Raw genomic sequence first — 23681 nt, forward strand, 5'->3', positions numbered from 1 at the left:
ATACAGAAATAAAAATATTAAAAAACTATCCTCATGGTGAAAAACATAAAAAACTTAAAGTAATGTATTTGACGGGATAAAATTGTTGATGTAAACTTAAAAATGTAAACAATAGATGTGTTACATTATCATAGTAGAAAGACAGTGGTACAGTTTATTTGGGGATGTTGGATACAAACATTTTAGGATTAAATGACATGATTTGTGAAAAAATCGAAATCGTATTCTCAGTTTGGGTGCAGTAATACATAGTAGATGAAAATGAGGGTGCTTATTTAAAGATATTCCGAATCATGTTCTATACTAACGATTGGTTAGATTGGGTACCCTATTTTTGTATTTACATTTATTAACGAATTCATTTTTTTATAAGAAAGGAAAGGTGTATACATGGCTTCTAAAACAAAAAAGGCCTATTTAGATGCTGAGAAGCAATTTGGAACAATAGAAGAGCAATTTCAAACATTACAGATCTTAGATGAAGAAGGTAATGTCGTAAATGCAGATGCAATGCCTGATTTAAGTGATGAGCAATTACAAGAATTAATGCGTCGAATGGTTTACACGAGAATATTAGATCAGCGTTCAATTTCATTGAATAGACAAGGTCGCTTAGGTTTCTATGCACCGACTGCGGGTCAAGAGGCGTCACAATTAGCTTCACAATATGCTTTAGAAAAAGAAGACTTTATTTTATCTGGATATCGTGATGTTCCTCAAATGGTATGGCACGGACTACCTCTTTCTCAAGCGTTCTTATGGTCAAGAGGTCATTTTCAAGGAGGAAATATTCCTGAGGGTGTAAATGTTATTTCTCCACAAATTATTATTGGAGCACAGTACGTGCAAACGACGGGTGTCGCTTTAGGGATGAAAAAACGCGGAGTGAAGTCTGTAGCAATTACTTATACGGGTGATGGCGGTACTTCTCAAGGGGATTTCTACGAAGGAATCAACTTTGCTGGAGCATATAAGGCGCCTGCTATTTTTATTGTTCAAAACAATCAGTTTGCCATTTCTACTCCACGTGAAAAGCAAACAGCTGCTAAAACTCTTGCACAAAAAGCAGTGGCTGCTGGAATCCCAGGTATTCAAGTAGATGGGATGGATCCTTTAGCTGTATATACAGCAGTTAAAGAGGCTCGTGAACGGGCAATTAATGGGGAAGGTCCAACATTAATTGAAACTTTAACCTACCGATATGGACCACATACAATGGCTGGTGATGATCCAACTCGATATCGTACAGCTGATCTTGATAATGAATGGGAGAAAAAAGATCCGCTTGTTCGTTTCCGTAAATTCTTAGAAAACAAAGGACTTTGGAATGAAGAAATGGAAACTGAAACGATTGAAAAGGCAAAAGAAGATATTAAAGTAGCTATTAAAGAAGCGGATAATGCTCCAAAACAAAAAGTAACAGATTTAATGTCAATCATGTACGAAGAAATGCCACAAAACCTGAAAGAACAATATGAATTATATACAGAGAAGGAGTCGAAGTAAGCCATGGCGCAAATGACAATGGTTCAAGCAATTACAAGCGCGCTACGTAATGAACTGAAAAATGATCCGAATGTGTTGATTTTTGGGGAAGACGTAGGTGTGAACGGCGGGGTTTTCCGTGTAACGGAAGGACTTCAACAAGAATTTGGTGAAGATCGTGTATTTGATACACCACTTGCTGAATCTGGTATTGGTGGATTAGCTGTCGGCCTAAGTTTACAAGGATATCGACCAGTTCCAGAAATTCAATTTTTTGGATTTGTATTTGAAGTAATGGACTCTATTTCTGGTCAGCTTGCACGTATGCGATATCGTTCTGGTGGCCGTTACAATGCACCAGTAACCATTCGTTCTCCTTTTGGTGGCGGTGTTCACACTCCGGAAATGCATGCAGATAGTTTAGAAGGTCTTATGGCACAACAACCTGGACTAAAGGTTGTCATTCCATCTACACCATATGATGCAAAAGGTTTATTAATTTCCGCTATTCGAGATAATGACCCAGTTATTTTCTTAGAACATATGAAGTTGTATCGTTCATTCCGCCAAGAGGTACCTGAAGAAGAATATACCATTCCATTAGGAAAAGCAGATGTGAAACGTGAAGGTAAGGACTTAACGATTGTTACCTATGGAGCAATGGTTCAAGAATCATTAAAAGCTGCTGAGGAATTGGAAAAAGAAGGGCATTCAGTAGAAGTAATTGATCTTCGTACAGTAAGTCCAATTGATATTGAAACGATTATTGCATCTGTTGAAAAAACTGGACGCGCCATCGTCGTTCAAGAAGCACAAAAGCAAGCAGGGATCGCAGCCAATGTTGTAGCGGAAATTAATGATCGTGCGATTTTACATTTAGAAGCTCCAGTTTTACGAGTGGCTGCCCCTGATACAGTATTTCCTTTCCCACAAGCTGAAGGAGTTTGGTTACCAAACTTTAAAGATATTATTGAAACAGCTAAGAAAGTACTTACTTTCTAAAAAGGAGAGTATATGGAGAAATATAAAAATATTTTTTCCTCCTTTTCTATTTTCATAATAAATGACTACCTAATACTAATTGCATAAATAGGAGGTTGAATTCCATTGGCATTTCAATTTAAATTGCCGGATATCGGAGAAGGAATCCACGAGGGTGAAATTGTAAAGTGGTTTGTGAAGCCTGGTGATAAGGTTCAGGAAGATGATGTTCTTTGTGAAGTTCAAAATGACAAGGCAGTGGTAGAAATACCATCACCTGTAGAAGGAACAGTTGAAGAAGTTTTAGTAGATGAAGGTACGGTTGCTACTGTTGGTCAAGTGCTTATCACATTTGACGCACCAGGATATGAAGATTTAAAATTTAAAGGTGACGAACACGAAGAGGCACCAAAAGAAGAGGCGAAGAATGAACCTGAAAGTGAAGCTGGAAAAGCAAGTACAGCTGAAGCTTCAGCTCAACCGGCAGAGCCTGTTGACCCAAATCGCCGCGTGATTGCCATGCCTTCAGTACGTAAATATGCACGTGAAAATGGTATTGAAATCCGTAATGTTGCTGGAACAGGAAAAAATGGTCGTGTATTAAAAACTGATATTGACGCATTTTTAAATGGTGGTGCACAAGTGACTGCAGAGGCTACTAATCAGGCAGCAGAAAGTGTAGCAGCAGAAGAAAAAGTAGTAGCTCAACCAATCCCAATTGGTGAATATCCAGAAACTCGTGAAAAGATGAGTGGAATTCGAAAAGCTATTGCTAAAGCAATGGTAAACTCTAAGCATACGGCTCCACATGTCACGTTAATGGATGAAGTTGATGTAACAAAACTAGTAGCTCACCGTAAAAAATTCAAAGAAGTGGCTGCGAATAAAGGGATTAAACTTACTTTCTTGCCTTATGTTGTAAAAGCTTTGACAAGTGCATTACGTGAATATCCAGCATTAAATACTTCAATTGATGATGCAACTAGTGAGATTATCCATAAGCATTACTTCAATATTGGGATTGCTGCAGATACTGATAAAGGTTTATTAGTTCCTGTTGTAAAAGATGCAGATCGTAAATCTGTCTTTAATATTTCCAATGAAATTAATGAACTTGCTACTAAAGCACGTGATGGAAAACTAGCACCAAATGAAATGAAAGGTGCATCATGCACGATTACCAACATAGGTTCTGCAGGTGGACAGTGGTTTACACCAGTTATTAACCATCCTGAGGTAGCCATTCTTGGAATTGGCCGTATAGCTGAGAAACCAATTGTTAGAGACGGGGAAATAGTTGCAGCTCCGGTACTCGCTTTATCTTTAAGCTTTGACCATCGTATCATTGATGGTGCAACTGCTCAGCATGCACTTAACCACATTAAGCGCTTGTTGAATGATCCGGAAACTTTGTTAATGGAGGCGTAATAAATGGTAGTTGGAGATTTCCCAATCGAAACGGATACTCTTGTTCTAGGTGCAGGCCCTGGTGGTTATGTAGCAGCTATTCGCGCTGCTCAACTTGGACAAAAAGTAACAATTGTAGAAAAAGAAAACCTTGGAGGAGTTTGTTTAAATGTTGGTTGTATTCCTTCGAAAGCATTGATTTCAGCTGGTCACCGTTATGAACATGCTTTACATTCTGAAACTATGGGTATAACTGCTGAAAATGTAAAAGTGGATTTTACGAAGGTACAAGAATGGAAAACAAGTGTAGTTAAGAAGCTTACTGGTGGAGTTGAAGGATTACTAAAAGGAAATAAAGTTGATATTGCTCGTGGTGAAGGATATTTTGTTGATGCTAATAACATTCGTGTTATGACTGAGAATTCAGCTCAAACTTATACATTCAAGAATGTTATTATCGCAACAGGTTCTCGACCTATTGAACTTCCAACCTTCAAATACTCAAAAAGAGTATTAAATTCAACTGGTGCATTGAACTTACCTGAAATTCCAAAGAAACTTGTGATTATCGGTGGTGGAGTTATCGGGGTTGAACTTGGTACTGCCTATGCTAATTTCGGTACAGAAGTTACGATTCTTGAAGGAAGCGCTGAATTATTTGCTGGAGCATTTGAAAAGCAAATGTCATCTCTTGTAGCGCGTAATTTAAAGAAAAAAGGCGCAGAAATTGTGACAAATGCAATGGCTAAAGGCGTTGTAGAAAAAGAAGACGGTGTTTCGGTAACTTATGAAGCAAAAGGGGAAGAAAAAACAATTGATGCTGACTATGTTTTAGTAACGGTTGGCCGCCGTCCAAATACGGATGAGATTGGACTTGAGCAACTTGGGCTTGAAATGTCTGATCGCGGACTAATCAAAATTGATAAGCAATGTCGGACGAATGTATCGAATGTTTATGCAATTGGTGATATTGTCGCAGGACCTCAACTTGCTCATAAAGCATCTTATGAAGCGAAAATTGCAGCAGAAGCGATTTCTGGACATCCTTCAGAAATTGATTATCTAGGCATTCCAGCAGTTGTTTTCTCAGATCCGGAACTTGCATCAGTAGGCTATACTGAACAGCAAGCGAAAGAAGAGGGAATTGAAGTAACTGCAGCTAAATTCCCATTCGCTGCAAATGGACGTGCATTAGCCTTAGATAGTACAGATGGATTTGTGAAGATTGTTACTCGTAAGGAAGATAGTTTAGTGATTGGTGCACAAATTGCCGGACCAAGTGCTTCTGATATGATTGCAGAGCTTGGCCTTGCGATTGAAGCAGGAATGACGGCTGAAGATCTAGCAATGACCATTCACGCACATCCAACTTTAGGAGAAATTACAATGGAAGCAGCTGAGGTTGCTTTAGGAACACCAATTCATATTGTTAAATAATATTAAAAAGGAACCGATTCGTAATTTGAATTTGGTTCCTTTTTTATAGAATCAATATATTCACTTGCTCATTAAAAGTACGCAATAATTTTGAAGAAGGGCTATTTTTGTGTAAGAGCTTGTTCAACAGGTTCAATAATCCTTTCTTTTGGAATAAGTCCGTCAACGCTGAATAATACTTTGTTTTGGTAAACGACTACCATTGCAGGGCTTTGCTCGATATGATATCGATCATAATATTTGGCAGCATCTTTAGAAGAAATAATGAGCATATTATGGATTTCTTTTGGAAATTTCTTTTTTAGTTCGATAATGGCATCATAATAGGAAGCTTCATCATCAAAGTTGGATTCTTGTGAGAAGAATAAAATTTGCTTGGTATTATGATTGATGACTAGTTTAGGTTCATCATGTTTCTTCTCTGATAAATAAAAGAAAAGAACTAGAATACATAAAACAAGGAATGCAGCCAACAACCCTTTCATCATGAATATCCCCACTCTTTGGATAAGCTAAGTTAATTAAACAAGTCTTCATTTTTCTCCATATTTTATCATAGGAATAAATATAAATATTTCATTTAATAAAAATGTTACATAAATGATAAATATTGTTATATTGATGCAAAAAGCTTGACTGGATTTATAAGAAGGGAGCAGATGAATAATACAAATTAATTTCACATGGCATACATACAATAACTCACTTTTTTTGATCCTAGTAAAGAAATGTATTACTCGTAATTGGTGGTGTGAAATGAAGGCATATACCGTATTTCTATTACAGTTGATAATTTGGAGTGGTTATCATTTAATCGAATGGTTATCAAAGCGTGATCATCCACTTAATAATATATTAATGTTTCTCATTTTCTTCTATCTTGCTATCATGATTAGTAATTCGATTTTAAAGTCTGCTAAAAAAACATTTTATTTAACTTTGTTAAGTCTAATCATTTATTGTACATTTCATATCACTTTATACTATATTCATTAAAATAAAAGACTTCCTGAGTAAGGTTGCTCCTTTAGGAAGTCTTTTGGTTCACTTTATTTACGTGGATAGTAATACATAATTCTGCCATTAAATAAATGTAACTCTGCTTTCAGCTTTTTTCCAAGGAATTTACAGAATTCATTTGCTTTTCCCTTATCGCCATATGTGGCAGTATGAGGTAAAGTCACTTGAATCACTGGTTGCTTATGTTCAGCCCCTTCTCCATCTGTAATATTCTCCTCTATAACACCAATGTATATCGCATGGTATCGATCATGATTAGAGGAAAGATGTAACCATGTACCATTTTCTACCTCTACTTCATGGATAACATATGGAAATGCAGCCTCTTGATAATTCCAATCCACTTGATTTCCAGTTTTAGTGGTAATTTGTTTATAATATTGTAATAATTCTCTAATCTCCCCAATGGTAACGTTTTCTCTAGCTGATGCAGGTACAAGTTTTAAGTAAGCATTTCTGACCATCATCCATCCCCCTTATAACATAAATAAAAATCTGTATTAATGATTCAATTTATTCTAGCACTGTTTAAAAAGTCATGACAATAAAAAGGGTTTTTCAAAGGAAGAGAAATATAGCACATCATTTTTTAGAAAGTGATTTTACTTATGAAAAAATAGGAGTAGAGACTTGTTTGTTATATAAGATTAAATTTTGTTGTCAAATGGTCAAAAATCAATTATAATAAGATTCTAAATATTTAAAAATTGGAGGGATCATATGGAATTGTTCAACAAATTATATGATGAATTTGAAAATGTGAATGTTCGTTTTGTAGGTTTTACGACTGAAAGTACAAGGTATGATTTTGGAATTATCTTTACAAATATGTTTTTTGGCAAGCCTCTTGTTGTTTGTATGCAAACTGGCCGCTCTACACTCCTCGACCCTAAAGACCTCGATGATATCGAATATATTCAAAGAGCATTTCCTATTCATGATGAACAGCAGGCGAAAGAATTAATTGAATTCTTTACCTCTGCTTTACCAAGTATCCCTTTTCTCACACAATATGAATAATCTTTAATAAACCAGAAGGATTTCAAATCTTTCTGGTTTTTCTATGTTAAAAATGTCATACTAATCTTTTGCATACGATAAACTAATGTAAGAATATGTAGAAAATGAGAATGAACTTTCTAAATGTGTCATACAAAATAGGCTTGAATTTTTAAATATGTTATATTATTATGGAATTAAGTTAATTAAAACGCTTTCCTAAAGAGGGAAACAAATAAGAAAAGGGGATATATAATGGGAACAATCGTTTGTCAAGATTGTGAATCAACTATTGCTTATTTTGAAGATGAAAAGGTAACCGTACTTTATTCAAAATGTGATTGCCCTTGCTGCAAGGAAAAGCATCATCACGAAAAATAAGCAGAAATCAGCGGGATTAAAGGGAAACTTGTTTTCAAAGATTTTGAAAGCGATTAAATAAAAAATAACTACACTAAAGCTTTGTTAGATCTATTCATTCGAATAGATCTTTCTATTGGTTGGAGAATTTATTCAATAAATATTGGCTATTTTCGGATCAATCGCTGCAAAGTCTTTCTTTAAAAAGTAAACACATAAAAAAGGCAGGTATCAAGTTATGATATCTGCCTTATCACTTTTCATTTTATTTTAGGGACATTATTTAATGGCACGGTGTTCTTTGATAACTCTTAGCATGCTTAAGTCATAATCTTCTGGTCCTTGAACAGGAAGTCCTGCTTCCATATTCTTTTTGATATAAATTAGGTTATCTTCCGTGATAATTTCACCAGGAATAAAGATAGGAATGCCTGGTGGATAGACCATGATAAATTCAGCAATAATTCTTCCTTCTGATTTGTCAAAGGTCACAAGCTCTGTCTCCGCATAAAAAGCATCACGAGGTGATAAAGCTAACACCGGGATCTCAGGTAAGAGGACGGATGTCTGAATCTTTTCTGCAACCCCTTTTCTTTCCTCAGCAAGGTGGCGTAAAGCTTTGATTAAGATATCAGCCTCATTTTGGGTGTCTCCTGATGTGATAATGCAAAGTATATTATACAAGTCAGACATTTCTACTTCGATATTATAGTGGTCTCGTAACCATTTCTCAACATCAAATCCATTTAAACCTAAATCTTTGACGGATATGATGAGTTTTGTTGGATCATAATCAAAGGCAGATTCGGATTTTAATATTTCTTCACCAACGCAGTACAGTCCTTCAATCTCGTTGACCTCTTTGCGAATGTATTGAGCCAATTGGATGGTCTTTTCAATCAGTTCTTTTCCTTCTGTCACCAGTCTTTTTCTTGCAACATCTAAAGAAGCAAGTAAAAGATAAGAAGTTGAAGTTGTCGTTAACATACTTAAAATTGATTGAACTCTTTTGACGGATATAAGTCCTTTTTTTACATTAAGGATAGAGCTTTGGGTCATGGATCCGCCAAGCTTATGAACACTTGTGGCAGCCATATCGGCTCCAGCTTGCATCGCAGATAATGGGAGTTCATCATGGAAATGGATATGTACTCCATGTGCTTCATCCACTAAAACTGGTACATGAAAGGAATGGGCAATCTCAACGATTGTCTTTAAATCTGCAGAAATGCCAAAATATGTTGGATTAATAACTAATAAAGCTTTAGCATCTGGATGCTGCTCCAGGGCTGTTTCAACTGCATGCAGGGTAATACCATGGGAAATTCCCAAGTTTTCATCTACTTCCGGATGGATAAAAATTGGTACAGCTCCCGAAAAAACGATAGCTGACATAACGGATTTATGCACATTTCGCGGAACAATGATTTTGTCCCCAGGGCCACAAACTGCCATAACCATAGCCATAATCGCCCCGCTCGTCCCTTGTACGGAGAAAAACGTATGATCTGCTCCAAAGGCTTCTGCTGCTAAATCTTGTGCTTGTTTAATCATTCCTTTTGGCTGGTGAAGATCATCAAGAGGTCCAATATTAATAAGATCTATCGATAAAGCATTATCACCAATAAATTGACGGAATTCTGGATCAAGACCTGCCCCTTTTTTATGTCCAGGAATGTGAAATTGAACAGGATTTTTCTTAACGTGGTTGAGTAAACCGCTAAATAACGGTGTTTCATTTTGTAACAATGTTGATCCACACCTCTTCGGATTAATATCTTGAAAAAAATAAAACAAATGAATTATAGCATTATTCATTTCCTTTGCATAGAGATTTTCTGCCTCTCCATAGATAGTTTTTGAAATTCAAAAGGAAAATAAAACATGGAAGTAGAACTTAATAAAAATAACTTTTTAGGAGGGGAGAAAAAATGAATTGGAAAACGGGGATAACGGAATTATTACATATTAAATATCCAATAATTCAAGGAGGGTTAGCTTATTTAGCCTACTCGGAGCTTTCGGCGGCTGTTTCAAATGCAGGGGGATTAGGACAAATCACTGCCATGAGCTTAGATACACCGGAGGATTTAAAAAAGGAAATTCAAAAGGTTAAGAAATTAACAAATAAACCATTTGGTGTTAATTTTGCCATTGGCCAACATGGAAGACCATTTTCTCATTTTTTGGATGTGGCTATTGAAGAAGCAGTACCAGTAATTTCAATGACGGGTGGGAACCCTTCGCCAATCTTTGAGCAGCTTAAGGGAACCAATATTAAAAAACTAGTATTAGTTGCTGCAAGAAGGCAAGCAGAAAAGGCAGAGGAATTAGGTGCCGATGCTGTGATGGTGGTTGGTCAGGAAGGCGGAGGCCATTTAGGAAGAAATGATATCGGGACTATGGTTCTTATTCCGCAAGTAGTGGATGCTGTCAACATTCCCGTGATTGCTTCTGGTGGAATTGGAGATGGCCGTGGATTAATGGCAGCTTTAAGTCTTGGTGCAGAGGGAATCGAAATGGGAACCCGTTTTATCGCAACAAAGGAATGCGTTCATGCGTCAGAATTATATAAGAATAAGTTGGTGGAAGGAACGGAGAATGACACGATTGTCATCAAACGCTCACTCGGGGCACCAGCCAGGGCGATTGCAAATAACTGGACTGAAAAGATTATCAATATTGAAAAAGAAGATGGAGGGTATGAAAAATTAAAGGATTATATTAGCGGGGAGGCGAATAAAAGATATATTTATGAAGGAAAAATGGATCAAGGCTTTGCCTGGGCAGGGCAAGTGATGGGATTAATAAAAGATATTCCTAGTGTGAAAGAATTAATTAAACGGATGATTGAAGAAGGGGAAGAAATTCGCAAAAAATGGGGAGACTAAGCTCTCATGGATAGTGTAATATAGAAAATGGTTTTATCCCACTCTTAACGGACATTTTGACTCCCACTTCAAGATTCTGAGAATACGAAGAAGATAAGTGGGAGATCAACTGTCCGGAAAGGTCCGACGAGGGATTAAGGTCCTAGTCAGGCGAAGCCACAGGATGTGGCGTTATGAGCCTGATTGATTTTTCTTTGGGCTTCAGCCCTTAGAAAAATCAATCAGGCTCTGCGTGACTAACCATCAGTGGGGGATGAATGGCAGACTAAAAGCGCGACGTCAACACATAAGTCTGCACTCGCACGTCCTGTGCGTCGAAAACCCCCACTGATGGATGTTTCACTTTATGCAGCAGGAGAAATAAAAGAAGGTGACAAACATGGAATATCAATATCCAATCGAGCCGGATTGGTCAACAGAAGAAATTATTGATGTCATTAAATTCTTCGAATATGTTGAAAAAGCATATGAGAGCGGAGTAGACCGTGACATATTGCTCACTGTTTATCGGAGATTTAAAGAAATCGTACCAAGTAAAGCAGAAGAGAAAAGAATATGTGGTGAATTTGAAGAAATCAGCGGCTATTCTTGTTATCAAACAGTAAAGAAGGTAAAAGAAACAGCCCCTGGTCAAAAAATAAAAATGAAAAAATAATGTTTTGCAAGAGGTTGACATATAATGAAAATACTATTCATAATAGGGGTCAACCTCCTTGAAGTTACCCTAAAAATGTGTAAAGAGGGACTAGATGTCTTAAAACCGAATCCACCTTTATTAGAAATTCTTGTCCTGATAAGGCGATTGCCTCTTCTTTTGTTAAGTGATATCCACATAATATTTCCGCTTTTTTTACAGTTTGTAATCGTTTGACTTTCAACAGTAAATCTTCTTTTGAAAGATCTCGATGCAATATAGCTTCCGGTTTTGTATGATCAAAGGACCAAACATAGTCAGCGGGTATCTCTTTATGTATCTTCTCTAAATGAGCTTCTAAAGATTTTCCAAACCTTACCTTATCTGGTGCTTCATAAATAATAGCAAACCAAATAAAGACATGTGTTTCCCATAATCCAATTTGAAAATGCGGGAGCATTTTATATCCTCTTCGATTATTGGCAAAGGCTACCCATGTATCGTTTGGAGGATTAATGGTTCTTCTTGCATGTTTTGCAACATGGGCAAACATCTCATCCCCTGTTAAAACGGTTAATGTCGGCGTAAAGTATTCAGCTAAGTCGGTTAGCTTTGGACGAATATGTTGAATTAAGGCATCCATTCTTGCATCTAAACCATCTATTTGAAATACGTTAAAATCTTCTTCAGTAAAACCTGTAAATGTCATCATCATCCACCTCTCACTTTGACAAACATTTTAGCACAATCATCATGAAAATTAAAAAGATTTGTCTAGCTTTCCTGTCATAAACTCTGCTAGGTTATCGCACAAATTTGTTGCAACAACAAGTGGAAACTCATAAGATATGATATAAGTAGTTTAAATAGTCTGAAAATTATTTTAGAAGGAGTGCGAAATAGTAATGAAACAAGTTGTAAATTCATTAAAATTAGAAAAAAAGGAAAAAGAAAGAACAGCGGTTTTACGCCTTGAATTAGATTATGAACTTGCCACTTTATTTGACGCGATACAAGAGGATAATGAGGATCAACAACATCTAAGTAAGCAAAAGTTAATGAAAATTCGGCAAGAATTATTAAAATTAAAAGCATTATAGAAAAATTTAAGGGTAGGGACAATGATAACTTTGAGCATTTTAATTCAATTACTTTTGGAATAATAAACGAACTCGAATTAATGGAATTGAGTTCGTTTTTTGTTTTGGAAAAAATATCATGTTAATAACTTGATGGGTTTAAAAAAAAACTATAAGCTTATGTTAATACTTGTACAAATTACCATCCATTCGATTTATTTTTGTAAAGGAAGATGATTTTATGGTGAACTGGAATGAAATAGACGCTTATGCTAAGAGTTGGGTGAAAGAAGCGGGAGAGGAAATTAAGAAATCGTTTAATCAAACATTAAACATTGAAACAAAGTCCAATCGTAATGATCTTGTTACCAATATTGACAAGCAAACGGAACAATTTTTTATTAAAAAGATCAAAGCAGCTTTTCCAGACCATAATATTCTAGGGGAAGAAGGATTTGGAGATAATATTGAAAGCCTAGAGGGGATTACGTGGATCATTGATCCGATAGATGGAACAATGAATTTTATTCATCAACAAAGGAACTTTGCTATATCCATTGGGATTTATGAGAACGGTATCGGGAAGATTGGATTAATTTATGATGTGATTCATGATGAACTTTACCATGCGATGAAAGGCAAAGGGGCATATTTAAATCATCGGGAACTATCTCCCCTAAAGGAAGTCAACGTGAATGAAGCCGTTATCTCCTTAAATGTTACATGGGTGATTCAAAATAACAAAATTGATCCCTCCATCTTATCTCGACTTGCTCATGATGTTCGTGGTACCCGATCTTATGGATCCGCTGCGTTAGAATTAGCTAGCATTGCGGCAGGAAGAATGGATGCTTATATCACATTACGTCTGTCTCCATGGGATTTTGCTGCTGGCATTGTTCTTCTTGAAGAAGTTGGAGGAATTGTCACAAATCTACACGGAGAACCACTTAACCTCTTAACGCAAAATTCGGTTTTGGTTGCTAAACCAGGATTACACCAAAGAGTGATGCACGATTATTTACATAATGGAAAATGGTAAAAAAAAAGATCGGATAATTTCCTAACGGGTTCCGTTAACTATCGAAACATCAAAAATGTAATGCAAAATGACCTTCAAATTGTATGGTAATTTGTAGGTCTATATTTGTTGATATAAGGGGATTTCGATCATTATTTTTGGAGAATTTGTAAGGCAATTTGGATATGAAAATGTAGGGGTACAATATCTAGTGTACCGCAGCAGAATATACTACATTTTTACTTGCAATTTGATATACAGAAAAATATTGCTTTTTTAAATTTAAAGTTAGCCTCTGTTATAACTGAATATTGATTTTACTGTGTATGAAAAATAAACGGAAAAATTCCGTCTATATTGGGAAATACCTATATTTCCTTAAAAATAAGGGGAGTTTTTCCGTTTATATTATCCAAATCTTTGTATTTTGTCTTATTTAGAGCAGTTAAGCGGAATATCTCCGCTTATATCTGCTTCTTTAGCTTCCTTTATATACATTAGCAGGAAATTCTCCGCCTATGAATTCTCATACCTACACGAAATCGATAAGAAGAAGGCGAAAATGGTTTGTAAACTTCTTAATGAGCATCATTCGTCATTCGCAATCCGAAGAATTAGCCATTAAAAGCAGAAATAGCAAGGGTATAAACCCTTGCTATTTCTAATATTATTTAATTTCTCAAGCCTTACCATTTGTCCTACATTTTCGAGTGCAAAAAGGATTACATTTGGGTTTGCATTTTCCTGTGTAAATTGTCGTTTTGCGATAGTTACGGAACCCATTAATAATTTCCGATCTTTTTCACAGTCTTCCGCTTTCTCTCATTTTTTTCTTCATGGAAAAGCCCATGCCCATAATGAATACTAAGCAAAGAAGTGCCAATATAACACCGATCACACTTTCTTCAGCAACGGCAATACCGATCCCCGTCATACATGTAACGCCAGCAAATGCAAATAATAAAAAGAGTAATTTAATTTTATCCATCCTAAAATCTCCCTTGTAAGTATAAGTGAGCATGTAAATATAGTCGATTCTAAGCTTATTCTGGTGAAGTTAAACAACCCATCTCAATGCTTTTCTTATCATTTTACACAAAAAGCTTTTAGTTTTCTATAGGAAAGTGATATAATATTTTAGTTGTGAAAAGAAATGTATATTAGATATTCATGTTATTTATGAATTTATTATAGGAGTGAACATATTTGAAATTAAGAGAAGATATTCGAAATATCGCGATTATTGCTCACGTTGATCACGGTAAAACAACATTGGTGGATCAATTATTGAAGCAAGCGGGAACATTTCGTACAAATGAACATGTGGAAGAACGCGCCATGGACTCAAATGATTTGGAAAGAGAGCGCGGGATTACCATCTTAGCGAAAAATACGGCAATCCATTATAAAGACAAAAGAATTAATATCTTAGACACTCCAGGCCATGCTGACTTTGGTGGTGAAGTGGAACGAATCATGAAAATGGTGGATGGTGTTCTATTAGTTGTAGATGCTTATGAAGGCTGTATGCCTCAAACACGCTTTGTCTTGAAAAAAGCGCTGGAACAAAATTTAACCCCGATTGTTGTTGTCAATAAAATTGATAGAGACTTTGCACGACCAGAGGAAGTCATTGATGAGGTTATCGATTTATTTATTGAACTTGACGCTACAGAAGAGCAACTTGAGTTTCCTGTCATCTATGCCTCAGCTATCAATGGAACAGCTAGCACAGATCCAAATAAACAGGATGAAAACATGAAATCTTTATATGAAGCCATTATTGAAAATATCCCAGCACCAGTAGATAATCGCGAGGAACCATTACAATTTCAGGTGGCTTTACTTGATTATAATGATTATGTCGGAAGAATCGGGATTGGTCGTGTGTTCCGTGGAACCATGCATGTTGGTCAGCAAGTAGCCTTAATGAAATTAGATGGAACGGTTAAACAGTTCCGTGTTACAAAAATCTTTGGTTTCTTTGGCTTAAAACGGGAAGAAATTCAAGAGGCCGTTGCCGGTGATTTAATTGCCGTATCCGGAATGGAGGACATTAACGTTGGGGAAACGGTATGTCCAATTGAACATCAAGAAGCACTACCATTATTAAGAATTGACGAACCTACGCTACAAATGACTTTTTTAGTGAATAACAGCCCATTTGCAGGTAGAGAAGGAAAGTATCTTACATCACGCAAAATTGAAGAAAGATTACGTTCTCAATTACAAACTGATGTCAGCCTTCGTGTTGAAAACACGGATTCTCCAGATGCTTGGGTTGTCTCTGGCCGTGGTGAATTGCATCTTTCCATTTTAATTGAGAATATGCGTCGTGAAGGCTATGAGCTTCAGGTATCAAAACCAGAGGTTATTGTGAAGGAAATTGATGGAGTACGCTGTGAACCTGTAGAACGTGTTCAAATTGACATTCCTGAAGAGCATACTGGAGCTGTAATGGAATCAATCGGAGCTCGTAAAGGTGAAATGCTTGATATGATTAATAATGGATCTGGTCAAGTAAGATTAATCTTCATGGTTCCTGCTCGTGGCTTAATTGGATATACAACTGAATTTTTAACCTTAACTCGGGGTTATGGGATTATCAACCATACATTTGATAGCTATCAGCCAATGGCTCAAGGTCAAGTTGGTGGAAGAAGACAAGGGGTGCTTGTTTCAATGGAAACAGGAAAAGCATCTATTTACGGTATTATGCAAGTTGAAGATAGAGGAACGATTTTTGTTGATGCGGGAACAGAAATTTATGAGGGAATGATTGTCGGCGAACATACTCGTGAAAATGACATTACGGTGAATATTACAAAAGTGAAGCAACAAACAAATGTTCGTTCTGCAACAAAAGATCAAACAGCAACCATGAAAAAACCTCGTATCATGTCTCTTGAGGAATCTTTAGAGTATTTAAATGATGACGAGTACTGTGAAGTTACACCGGAATCCATTCGTCTCCGCAAAAAAATTCTTGATAAGAATGAACGGGAAAGACTTGCAAGAAAGAAAAAATATGCGGAAATGAACTAATTTAATTAGTTATAAAGAAGGGTTGACTTTTTGTCAATCTTTCTTTTTTTTGTACGTAAAGTATAAATTGGCAACAAAGAAGAAACTCAACGTAGTGGCCAATTTTAGGAATTTAGTATAAGAGCACAAGGGAAGCTTCCGAGAGACACTTCGCAGCCGAAAAAAGCGCTTTTCTTTTTTCAGTGAATGACACCTCTGTCTTCGTCCTTAGGGGCTCGCCAATCGGCGGGTTTTCTTTATTTGTCAAGGTAGGGAGATTGAAATAGATTCGTTGTTCTCTTTTTGGTATAATATCTTAGAATCACGAGCTTTTTTATAAAAAACAAAATGGTGTGTTATGTAGTGTTGTGATTGAACTAAAATAGTAAGTACAAGGGAGCAGGGAGATATGGTAGATATAGGATCAAGATTGTCATTTTTTGCTGCATTATTTAATGTGGAAGAAAATTCAAAATTAGGTATGTGGCTCTTATATTTAACGATTTTGGCATTGTCAATTTTAGTATATAAGCTTGGATTTGCACAAAAGCTACCACTTATTAAATCGGTGCTGATTTATATTTTTCTTGCAATAGGAAGCACGATTTTGTGCTTTCTGGGGATATTTTTACCGATTGCGGAAGGATTAGTTCTTGCTGCGATCATTCTCATCATTTATAAAATTCGTCTTCGCCTTCATCAAAAACATGCGAACTAATCAATTAGGGGAGATATAAATGAGATCCGTACAAGATGCTATCTATAATTGGCTAACGATTAAGGTAGTCGTTGACGAAAGGCCGGGAGATACTGCTGCATATCAAACTGAAAAACTATTTTATGAGATATTGACTGATGAATTTGAGCTTTCCAATATTGAAATTCAAAAGGATGAGGAAATGTACTATGTACTGTATCAGATTCAAGGTGATTCCGGTAAAAAACGATTTCCACGTGAGCTCATTGAAGTTATGCTGAATCAAATTAAACAGGAGCCTGAGAAATACAGAAACTATTCAGGAGAATTATAGTACAAAATAAAAAACCGCTCAGGAGCGGTTTTTTCATCTTATTATGTGCATAGAAATTCTTACCATTCTTCTTCCTGTACTCTTTGTCGATATAAATGGAAATTTCCAGTTGCTTTTCGTTCATTGGTTCTTTTGGTGATCCGTTCTTCACAAGACATGCACATATATGTGTGAATGGGACGATTTCGTAATCTTTTTGCTTGGAATGAATAATCATCAATGTTTTCTATTTTGTCGCAGAGAACACATTTTACTCTCATTGATACACCTCAATAATATTAATTATCAATTATCCTTATCACTAGTATATCATGAAAAAGATGAAGATTCTTTATTATGGGTTAAGCAAAATTGATGATTCCATTTTTTTGTAGTAATATAATGGTAAAATTGAGGAGGGTTATTTATGCCGAATCGAGTGGAACCGAAATTAATTACACCTTTGTATGATATTTTAAAAAAAGAGCATTTTTGTACAATAGCAACAGTAGATTATGAAACGAACGGTCCAAATGTTAATTCAATCTCATGGATTTATGCTAAGGACGCTCGGACTCTTCTCTTTGCTGTTGATAGTCGTTCTAGAATAATTTTAAACATTCAACATAATGGAAAGATTGTCTTTCATTTAATTGCAAATGAATCCACTTATTCCATCAGCGGTTTTGCTGAAGTAAAGGTTCCTGAATTAAAAAATGTCCCGATAAAACTAGCTCTTGTCGAAATGAAAATTAATGAAGTGAGAGATGTCATGTTCTATGGTTCAAGAATCTCTGTGGAACCTATGTATGATAAAACTTATGATAAGGAAGCCGCTGAAAAATTAGATAAACAAGTCATGGATGCATTAAGACGTGAATCAAAATAATGGAATTAGATATGACGCCTTTTTAATAGCTACTGAGGCTTAAGTTACGCAAAAAAACACACTTTAAGTGTGTTTTTTATATGGATCATGATCAATTTCAGACAGTGTAAGACAGCAAGTAAAAACGGATAATAGTTCCAAGGGTTGAATTTGATTAAGGGATTGTTATGTCACAAATCTTATATAGTTATCATATTTATTTATAATTTTCTATCAATTATACTTTAAGTATGGGCAAATCTAGCGCATTCCTTTGGTAAAAATTGATTCATGTAAAAATCATATAAAGGGGAGGGTCCTGTGAAAGAACAAGAACAACTACACGATATGTGGAAAATGTTTGTGTTTGAAGGGAAGCTTCATCCAGATATGGAATCGATGATTCAAAGCTCATGGATGCGTTCAAAGGAGAATCATGTAGATCCTTTTCAGACAATTGGAAAAGAAAAACTTTCTGAAAAAGAAATACAACAAAAACTGCGAAAGAAGAAGGGATTGATTGATACCGCTCAACCATTGATGAAAACGCTTTATCACTATATTAAAGGCACCGGGTTTCTTGTAACGCTAAGTGATGAAGAGGGTTACCTATTAATAGTCATTGGTGATGAGGATGAGCGAATGGCAGCCGAAAAAATCAATTTCGTTGTTGGGGCAAATTGGAGCGAAGAAGTGATGGGGACAAACGCAATTGGTACAGCCATAAAGGATAAGCTCCCTACTCAAATTATGAGTTATCAGCATTTTTCAGTAATCAACCAATCGTGGTCATGCTCTGCTTCACCCATATTTAATCGTGCTGGCAAAATGTTTGGAGTATTGAATGTATCTGGGTTAAGTGAAAATATGCATCCTCATACATTAGGAATGGTTGTATCGAATGCAAAGGCAATTGAAAATCAATTAATGGTTGAAGAAATGACCCTTCAATGGAAAAGCCACAAGATTGCTACAAAAACAATAACAGAACAAGTGGATTTGATTTTTGACGACATTATTGGGGAAAATCCATTTTTCTTACAATCAATCACAGATGCAAAATTAGTTGCAAAAACGGACTCAACCGTTCTCATCATGGGGGAAAGTGGGACAGGAAAGGATTTATTTGCCCAAGCTATTCATAATGAAAGTGCACGCCGAGATTTCCCGTTTATTGCAATTAATTGTGGAGCAATCCCAAAAGAATTATTGGCAAGTGAACTTTTTGGTTATGTGGATGGGGCGTTTACTGGTGCCCGAAGAGGAGGATGTGCAGGAAAATTCGAGCTGGCGCATGAAGGTACCGTTTTTTTAGATGAAATAGCTGAAATGTCCTTAGCGATGCAGGTCCTACTTCTTCGCGTATTGCAGAATAAAACGGTAACCCGCATTGGTGGTGCGAAGGAAATACCTGTGAATGTTAGAATTATAGCAGCCACGAATAAAAATTTGCAGCAGGAAGTTTCGAATGGACGTTTTCGTGAAGATCTATTTTTCCGTCTTAATGTGATGCCGATTCAAATTCCAAGCTTGCGTTACCGTAAAGATGATATTCCTATTTTGGTTCATTATTTTGTTGCAAAGCTTGGAGAAAAATTACAAAAAGACATACCAAACATTCCAGATGATGTCATGGATTTTTTGTGTAAATATGATTGGCAAGGAAATGTGCGAGAGCTTCAAAATGTATTAGAGTACGCCATGGTGAAAGCAAATGCTCGTGTAATAAGCGCAGAGTTATTTCCTGCTTATATGAATATCCAAAGGAATGAGGAACAGATGGATTTTCCTCCGATACCTAGAAAGGATATCATACAAAAGCAGGCTATAGAGGATTCTATCGACAAGTATGATGGGAATTTTAGTAGGGCGGCAAAATATTTAGGGATTTCCAGAAGTACACTTTATCGAAAAATGAAAAGATATCATATCCAATAGACTGTCCCAATTTTATACACTGTCCCGTCTCAAACAGACTGAGGTGTATAAAATTGGGACAGTTTTTTTATTGAGAGTAGAAAGGACGGGTATGTTAAAGTGGCATAAAAAATGCAAGAACAATATAAGAAAGCCATTTTTTAAGCAAAAGGAGGAAATTCAAGTGTTGGTAACAGAAGAAAAGGTGAATATTCCTGTTGAGAAGCTGAAATGGATGTACGAAACAATGGTAAAAAGTCGCTATTTTGAAGAAATGATGGTCGAAGCGTACAGCGAAGGAAAAAAGCCGATTTTTAATATTGGAGCAGGGCCAGTTCCAGGGGAAATGCATCTAAGTAATGGAGAAGAACCAGCAGCAGTAGGCATATGCGCTCATTTGAAAAAAGAAGATACCGTATCTTCAACTCATCGTCCTCATCACCATGCGATTGCAAAGGGTGTTGACTTAAAGAAAATGACAGCAGAAATATTTGGGAAGGTAACTGGTTTAGGAAAGGGAAAAGGCGGACATATGCATTTGTTTGATCCAAATGTTAATTTTTCTTGCGGTGGGATTGTCGGAGCTGGGCTCCCGCATGCAGTTGGCTCAGCACTAGCTGCAAAGAAGAAAGGAGAAGACTTTGTTGCGGTTGCCTTTATTGGGGAAGGTGCTGCTAATGCAGGAAGCTTTCATGAGTCCATGAATCTAGCTGCTTTATGGAAATTACCACTTCTTTTAGTGATTGAAGATAATGCATATGGAATTTCTGTTCCAAAGTCAACATCTACATCAGTTGATAGCAATGAAACACGTGCAATCGCTTATGGCATAAAAGGTTATCGGGTTCATGATAATGATCCAATTGAAATGTATCTTGTGTCCGAAGAAGCGATTGCTCATGCGAGAAGTGGTCAAGGTCCATCGATAATTGAAATTGAAACCTATCGTTTCTTAGGGCATTTTCAGGGTGATCCTGAAACTTATCGTAGCAAAGAGGAAGTTCCAAGTCTTCTTAAAAAGGATCCAATTATGAAATTAAAAGAGCTGTTAATAAAGGAAAAATATATGTCAATTGGAGAAATGGAGGAAATGGAAAATAAGGTAAAAAAAGAAGTTGATGAAGCTTATGCTTTTGCAAGAGGAAGCGAATATCCACAACCAGAGTCAGCGCTGGAAGATGTTTTCAACAATTAATGAGTGGAAAAGGAAGGCGATTTTTGATGGAAACTATTCAAAAGCGAATGTTAACTGGGAATAAAGCAATAGCTGAAGCAATCGCACTTGAAATGGACAGAGATCCAAATGTCTTTGTTCTTGGGGAGGATGTTGGAAAGTACGGAGGAATTTTTGGGGCAACTCAAGGATTATATGAAAAATATGGTGCTGATCGAATCATGGATACCCCTATTTCAGAAACTGGATTTATCGGTGCTGCCATTGGTGCTGCTTCTCAAGGAATGCGCCCAATCGCAGAGCTTATGTTTGTGGACTTTTTTGGAGTATGCATGGATCAAATTTATAATCAAATGGCGAAAATACAATACATGTCTGGTGGAAGTGTTAAACTTCCAATGGTGTTGATGACAGCTGTTGGTGGAGGTTATAGTGATGCTTCACAGCATTCACAAACTCTGTATGCAACCTTTGCCCATATTCCGGGACTGAAAGTTGTTGCACCATCTACACCATATGATTTAAAAGGTATGATGATTTCAGCAATAAAAGATGATAATCCTGTGTTGTTCATGTTTCATAAGTCCTTACAAGGTCTAGGTTGGATGGACCAACTGGATGCAGCGATATCTCATGTTCCTGAAGAAGCATATACGATTCCTTTAAATAAGGCAAAGGTTGTTCGGGAAGGAACTGATGTCACTATCGTTGGATTACAAATGACCATGCATTATGCATTGCAAGCAGCAAATAATTTGGAAAAGGATGGGGTAAGTGCTGAAGTCATTGATTTACGTTCGCTTTCTCCAATTGATAAGGATACGATTTTAGCATCTGTCAGAAAAACACATCGCTTAATTGTTGTTGATGAAGATTACTTATCTTATGGTGTGACAGCTGAAATTTCTGCCATCATTGCGGAAGAGGCATTATATGATTTAGACGCTCCTGTTAAACGAATTGCTATACCAAATGTCCCAATTCCATATAGCCGACCATTAGAAAAATTTGTTCTCCCAAATCCTGAAGAAATCTATCTTTCCGCTTTAAAACTTATGAATGAAGGACAGTGAGGGGGGACAAGGATTATGTATGAGGTAAAATTACCACAAACCTCTGATGACTCTATAGAAAGTATGATTGTATTCTGGCATAAATCTGTAGGAGATACCATAAAAAAAGGGGAGATATTAGTCGAAGTTCAAACTGAAAAAGCGGTATCGGAAATTGCTGCTGAAGAAGATGGAATTTTGAAAGAAATTCTTATCCCTAGAGGAGAGGTGGCAAGGGGTGGTGAAACACTAGCCACTATCGAATCTGTTTCAGAAAAGAAAGAAGGAAATCAAGCATTAAATCCGTCATTTGGCCAAAGAAAGCCAAATATGAATGGGGTTCAGAATAAAAGTCAATTTGTCCGGGTGCTGCCGCGAATTAGACGTTTGGCTCGAGATTTAGGGGTCAACCTTTCTTCGGTTTCAGGTACCGGAATAAATGGGCAAATAACAGAAAATGATGTTCGGAATGCGGTTCATCAAAAACAGGACTCTGAAGCTTTCATTACTCCTTTTAATGAAATAAGAAAGACAATCGCCAAAAGAATGAGCGATAGCTTAATGACCTCAGCACAATTAACTGAAACTGCATGGGCGGATGTTACGGAATTAGATCGAAAAAGAACGGCTTCAGAAAAGAATTTTAGCTGGAATGATATAGTGCTTTATGCTGTTATCAAGTCCTTAAAACAACATTCCAACGTCAATATACATGTAATTGGCGAAGAAATCAGACGGTATCCATCCATTCATTTAGGTGTGGCAGTCGATACAGAGGAGGGATTATTTGTTCCTGTCATTCATCATGCAGATCGATTAAGCTTGACACAGTTAAGGGAAATGGCTCATCAGCTCATTGAAAAAACAAAAAATCATCAGCTTTCAACCGAAGAACAATCAGGGTCTACCTTTACGGTTACCAATCTAGGCAGCTTAGGGATTCAGTTTTTTACGCCAATCATTAATAAACCAGAGGGAGCTATTTTGGGTGTAGGGCAAATTGAAAGTGATATTATCATGAAAGACGAACAAGTATTTGAAAGAAAGCGACTTCCACTAAGCTTGACGTTTGACCATCGTGCCATCGACGGTGCCCCAGCTGCGAGATTTTTGCAAACGGTTTGCCAAACGCTTCAGCATCCGGAAATTATTTTCGAAGAAATGCCTGTTTAGGAAAAAAGAGAGACCGCCTGTGTTAAAGTGTACCCTTTGTAAAGGACATTTAAAAAAAAGGCCTAGGCTATCTGTAAAAGATGATTCCTGTACTGTACAGGAGTCATCTTTTTTAGGTTCCATTGGTATCTAGTATGGTTATAGTGTCG

The 23681-nt window shown here is 36.5% G+C and carries 26 protein-coding genes; 19 read left to right on the forward strand and 7 right to left on the reverse strand.

All coding sequences use genetic code 11. The features are described 5' to 3' along the window. Positions 1–390: 390 nt before the first annotated feature. The 4 genes from pdhA (at position 391) to lpdA (ending at position 5310) form a co-directional block, all read left to right on the forward strand. On the forward strand, positions 391–1506 hold the full coding sequence (gene pdhA, locus ACE38V_RS02835; protein ID WP_375839616.1) for a pyruvate dehydrogenase (acetyl-transferring) E1 component subunit alpha: 1116 nt from the start codon (positions 391–393) through the stop codon (positions 1504–1506). Between the two features lie 3 nt (positions 1507–1509). Next, positions 1510–2487 carry an alpha-ketoacid dehydrogenase subunit beta gene (locus ACE38V_RS02840; protein WP_375839617.1) on the forward strand — a complete coding sequence of 326 codons (978 nt, stop codon included), beginning with the start codon at positions 1510–1512 and terminating at the stop codon, positions 2485–2487. A 105-nt stretch (positions 2488–2592) separates the two neighbouring features. Then, on the forward strand, positions 2593–3894 hold the full coding sequence (locus ACE38V_RS02845; protein WP_375839618.1) for a dihydrolipoamide acetyltransferase family protein: 1302 nt from the start codon (positions 2593–2595) through the stop codon (positions 3892–3894). Between the two features lie 3 nt (positions 3895–3897). Next, the gene (gene lpdA / locus ACE38V_RS02850; RefSeq protein WP_375839619.1) at positions 3898–5310 is read left to right on the forward strand and encodes a dihydrolipoyl dehydrogenase; all 1413 of its coding nucleotides are present in this window, start codon (positions 3898–3900) and stop codon (positions 5308–5310) included. Positions 5311–5411: 101 nt separating this feature from the next. Here the strand turns inward: lpdA and ACE38V_RS02855 are convergent, their stop codons facing one another. Beyond that, a complete protein-coding gene (locus tag ACE38V_RS02855) occupies positions 5412–5795 on the reverse strand; it encodes a small peptidoglycan-associated lipoprotein (RefSeq protein WP_375839620.1) in 384 nt (127 codons plus the stop codon). Positions 5796–6066: 271 nt separating this feature from the next. Here ACE38V_RS02855 and ACE38V_RS02860 point away from each other — a divergent pair, with 271 nt between their 5' ends. Next, on the forward strand, positions 6067–6306 hold the full coding sequence (locus ACE38V_RS02860) for a hypothetical protein (protein WP_375839621.1): 240 nt from the start codon (positions 6067–6069) through the stop codon (positions 6304–6306). Between the two features lie 53 nt (positions 6307–6359). Here ACE38V_RS02860 and ACE38V_RS02865 read toward each other — a convergent pair whose 3' ends face one another. Next, positions 6360–6794, reverse strand: coding sequence for a DUF1885 family protein (locus ACE38V_RS02865; RefSeq protein WP_375839622.1), 435 nt, complete (start codon positions 6792–6794; stop codon positions 6360–6362). 256 nt (positions 6795–7050) lie between these two features. Here ACE38V_RS02865 and ACE38V_RS02870 point away from each other — a divergent pair, with 256 nt between their 5' ends. Together ACE38V_RS02870 and ACE38V_RS02875 are read left to right on the forward strand one after the other, a co-directional pair. Further along, positions 7051–7350 carry a DUF3055 domain-containing protein gene (locus ACE38V_RS02870; RefSeq protein WP_375839623.1) on the forward strand — a complete coding sequence of 100 codons (300 nt, stop codon included), beginning with the start codon at positions 7051–7053 and terminating at the stop codon, positions 7348–7350. A gap of 234 nt (positions 7351–7584) precedes the next feature. Continuing rightward, positions 7585–7710, forward strand: a complete 126-nt coding sequence (locus tag ACE38V_RS02875) for a GapA-binding peptide SR1P (protein ID WP_375839624.1) — start codon at positions 7585–7587, stop codon at positions 7708–7710. 258 nt (positions 7711–7968) lie between these two features. Here the strand turns inward: ACE38V_RS02875 and ACE38V_RS02880 are convergent, their stop codons facing one another. After that, positions 7969–9438 (reverse strand): aminotransferase class I/II-fold pyridoxal phosphate-dependent enzyme, encoded by a 1470-nt coding sequence (locus ACE38V_RS02880; RefSeq protein ID WP_375839625.1) that lies wholly within the window; start codon positions 9436–9438, stop codon positions 7969–7971. Between the two features lie 182 nt (positions 9439–9620). Between ACE38V_RS02880 and ACE38V_RS02885 the strand changes: the two genes are divergently transcribed. Beyond that, a complete protein-coding gene (locus tag ACE38V_RS02885) occupies positions 9621–10580 on the forward strand; it encodes an NAD(P)H-dependent flavin oxidoreductase (protein WP_375839626.1) in 960 nt (319 codons plus the stop codon). 379 nt (positions 10581–10959) lie between these two features. Further along, positions 10960–11235 (forward strand): UPF0223 family protein, encoded by a 276-nt coding sequence (locus tag ACE38V_RS02890; protein WP_375839627.1) that lies wholly within the window; start codon positions 10960–10962, stop codon positions 11233–11235. Between the two features lie 64 nt (positions 11236–11299). Here ACE38V_RS02890 and ACE38V_RS02895 read toward each other — a convergent pair whose 3' ends face one another. Next, a complete protein-coding gene (locus ACE38V_RS02895; protein ID WP_375839628.1) occupies positions 11300–11923 on the reverse strand; it encodes a YktB family protein in 624 nt (207 codons plus the stop codon). 196 nt (positions 11924–12119) lie between these two features. On the opposite strand from ACE38V_RS02895, the gene ACE38V_RS02900 reads away from it, so the two are divergent. Then, a complete protein-coding gene (locus ACE38V_RS02900) occupies positions 12120–12314 on the forward strand; it encodes a hypothetical protein (RefSeq protein WP_375839629.1) in 195 nt (64 codons plus the stop codon). 220 nt (positions 12315–12534) lie between these two features. Continuing rightward, on the forward strand, positions 12535–13335 hold the full coding sequence (locus tag ACE38V_RS02905) for an inositol monophosphatase family protein (protein WP_375839630.1): 801 nt from the start codon (positions 12535–12537) through the stop codon (positions 13333–13335). 781 nt (positions 13336–14116) lie between these two features. Here the strand turns inward: ACE38V_RS02905 and ACE38V_RS02910 are convergent. Next, on the reverse strand, positions 14117–14302 hold the full coding sequence (locus ACE38V_RS02910; protein WP_375839631.1) for a YlaF family protein: 186 nt from the start codon (positions 14300–14302) through the stop codon (positions 14117–14119). A gap of 218 nt (positions 14303–14520) precedes the next feature. Between ACE38V_RS02910 and typA the strand changes: the two genes are divergently transcribed. From typA to ACE38V_RS02925, 3 genes are all read left to right on the forward strand, one after another. After that, the gene (typA, locus tag ACE38V_RS02915; RefSeq protein ID WP_375839632.1) at positions 14521–16359 is read left to right on the forward strand and encodes a translational GTPase TypA; all 1839 of its coding nucleotides are present in this window, start codon (positions 14521–14523) and stop codon (positions 16357–16359) included. Between the two features lie 388 nt (positions 16360–16747). Further along, positions 16748–17056, forward strand: a complete 309-nt coding sequence (locus tag ACE38V_RS02920) for a YlaH-like family protein (protein ID WP_375839633.1) — start codon at positions 16748–16750, stop codon at positions 17054–17056. 19 nt (positions 17057–17075) lie between these two features. After that, a complete protein-coding gene (locus ACE38V_RS02925; protein WP_375839634.1) occupies positions 17076–17369 on the forward strand; it encodes a hypothetical protein in 294 nt (97 codons plus the stop codon). 59 nt (positions 17370–17428) lie between these two features. Here the strand turns inward: ACE38V_RS02925 and ACE38V_RS02930 are convergent, their stop codons facing one another. After that, entirely contained in the window at positions 17429–17629 is a 201-nt protein-coding gene (locus ACE38V_RS02930; RefSeq protein ID WP_375839635.1) for a YlaI family protein, read from the reverse strand. Positions 17630–17775: 146 nt separating this feature from the next. Between ACE38V_RS02930 and ACE38V_RS02935 the strand changes: the two genes are divergently transcribed. From ACE38V_RS02935 to ACE38V_RS02955, 5 genes are all read left to right on the forward strand, one after another. After that, complete coding sequence (locus tag ACE38V_RS02935) at positions 17776–18237, forward strand: pyridoxamine 5'-phosphate oxidase family protein (RefSeq protein WP_375839636.1); 462 nt, start codon at positions 17776–17778, stop codon at positions 18235–18237. Positions 18238–18537: 300 nt separating this feature from the next. Next, entirely contained in the window at positions 18538–20154 is a 1617-nt protein-coding gene (locus ACE38V_RS02940; RefSeq protein WP_375839637.1) for a sigma-54-dependent Fis family transcriptional regulator, read from the forward strand. A gap of 214 nt (positions 20155–20368) precedes the next feature. Beyond that, positions 20369–21328: a thiamine pyrophosphate-dependent dehydrogenase E1 component subunit alpha gene (locus ACE38V_RS02945; protein WP_375839665.1), complete on the forward strand. Its 960-nt coding sequence runs from the start codon at positions 20369–20371 to the stop codon at positions 21326–21328. Between the two features lie 26 nt (positions 21329–21354). Continuing rightward, positions 21355–22380 carry an alpha-ketoacid dehydrogenase subunit beta gene (locus ACE38V_RS02950; RefSeq protein WP_375839638.1) on the forward strand — a complete coding sequence of 342 codons (1026 nt, stop codon included), beginning with the start codon at positions 21355–21357 and terminating at the stop codon, positions 22378–22380. Positions 22381–22395: 15 nt separating this feature from the next. Further along, positions 22396–23532, forward strand: a complete 1137-nt coding sequence (locus ACE38V_RS02955; protein WP_375839639.1) for a dihydrolipoamide acetyltransferase family protein — start codon at positions 22396–22398, stop codon at positions 23530–23532. A gap of 62 nt (positions 23533–23594) precedes the next feature. Here the strand turns inward: ACE38V_RS02955 and ACE38V_RS02960 are convergent. Further along, positions 23595–23681: IS3 family transposase (locus tag ACE38V_RS02960; RefSeq protein WP_375839666.1), on the reverse strand; the 87-nt coding region annotated here is incomplete at its 5' end.

Source organism: Cytobacillus sp. Hz8, from assembly GCF_042263505.1.
Classification (GTDB): Bacteria; Bacillota; Bacilli; order Bacillales; family Cytobacillaceae; genus Bacillus_BE.

Bases quoted from the DNA above. Each gene is read 5' to 3' on its own strand.
- ACE38V_RS02875 (WP_375839624.1), top strand. From the start codon at position 7,585: ATGGGAACAATCGTTTGTCAAGATTGTGAATCAACTATTGCTTATTTT.
- ACE38V_RS02920 (WP_375839633.1), top strand. From the start codon at position 16,748: ATGGTAGATATAGGATCAAGATTGTCATTTTTTGCTGCATTATTTAAT.
- pdhA (WP_375839616.1), top strand. From the start codon at position 391: ATGGCTTCTAAAACAAAAAAGGCCTATTTAGATGCTGAGAAGCAATTT.
- ACE38V_RS02860 (WP_375839621.1), top strand. From the start codon at position 6,067: ATGAAGGCATATACCGTATTTCTATTACAGTTGATAATTTGGAGTGGT.
- ACE38V_RS02945 (WP_375839665.1), top strand. From the start codon at position 20,369: ATGTACGAAACAATGGTAAAAAGTCGCTATTTTGAAGAAATGATGGTC.
- ACE38V_RS02905 (WP_375839630.1), top strand. From the start codon at position 12,535: ATGGTGAACTGGAATGAAATAGACGCTTATGCTAAGAGTTGGGTGAAA.
- ACE38V_RS02895 (WP_375839628.1), bottom strand. From the start codon at position 11,923: ATGACATTTACAGGTTTTACTGAAGAAGATTTTAACGTATTTCAAATA.
- ACE38V_RS02910 (WP_375839631.1), bottom strand. From the start codon at position 14,302: ATGGATAAAATTAAATTACTCTTTTTATTATTTGCATTTGCTGGCGTT.
- ACE38V_RS02890 (WP_375839627.1), top strand. From the start codon at position 10,960: ATGGAATATCAATATCCAATCGAGCCGGATTGGTCAACAGAAGAAATT.
- ACE38V_RS02840 (WP_375839617.1), top strand. From the start codon at position 1,510: ATGGCGCAAATGACAATGGTTCAAGCAATTACAAGCGCGCTACGTAAT.
- ACE38V_RS02855 (WP_375839620.1), bottom strand. From the start codon at position 5,795: ATGAAAGGGTTGTTGGCTGCATTCCTTGTTTTATGTATTCTAGTTCTT.
- ACE38V_RS02865 (WP_375839622.1), bottom strand. From the start codon at position 6,794: ATGGTCAGAAATGCTTACTTAAAACTTGTACCTGCATCAGCTAGAGAA.
- ACE38V_RS02925 (WP_375839634.1), top strand. From the start codon at position 17,076: ATGAGATCCGTACAAGATGCTATCTATAATTGGCTAACGATTAAGGTA.
- ACE38V_RS02935 (WP_375839636.1), top strand. From the start codon at position 17,776: ATGCCGAATCGAGTGGAACCGAAATTAATTACACCTTTGTATGATATT.
- ACE38V_RS02930 (WP_375839635.1), bottom strand. From the start codon at position 17,629: ATGAGAGTAAAATGTGTTCTCTGCGACAAAATAGAAAACATTGATGAT.
- ACE38V_RS02870 (WP_375839623.1), top strand. From the start codon at position 7,051: ATGGAATTGTTCAACAAATTATATGATGAATTTGAAAATGTGAATGTT.
- ACE38V_RS02955 (WP_375839639.1), top strand. From the start codon at position 22,396: ATGTATGAGGTAAAATTACCACAAACCTCTGATGACTCTATAGAAAGT.
- ACE38V_RS02950 (WP_375839638.1), top strand. From the start codon at position 21,355: ATGGAAACTATTCAAAAGCGAATGTTAACTGGGAATAAAGCAATAGCT.
- ACE38V_RS02900 (WP_375839629.1), top strand. From the start codon at position 12,120: ATGAAACAAGTTGTAAATTCATTAAAATTAGAAAAAAAGGAAAAAGAA.
- ACE38V_RS02885 (WP_375839626.1), top strand. From the start codon at position 9,621: ATGAATTGGAAAACGGGGATAACGGAATTATTACATATTAAATATCCA.
- lpdA (WP_375839619.1), top strand. From the start codon at position 3,898: ATGGTAGTTGGAGATTTCCCAATCGAAACGGATACTCTTGTTCTAGGT.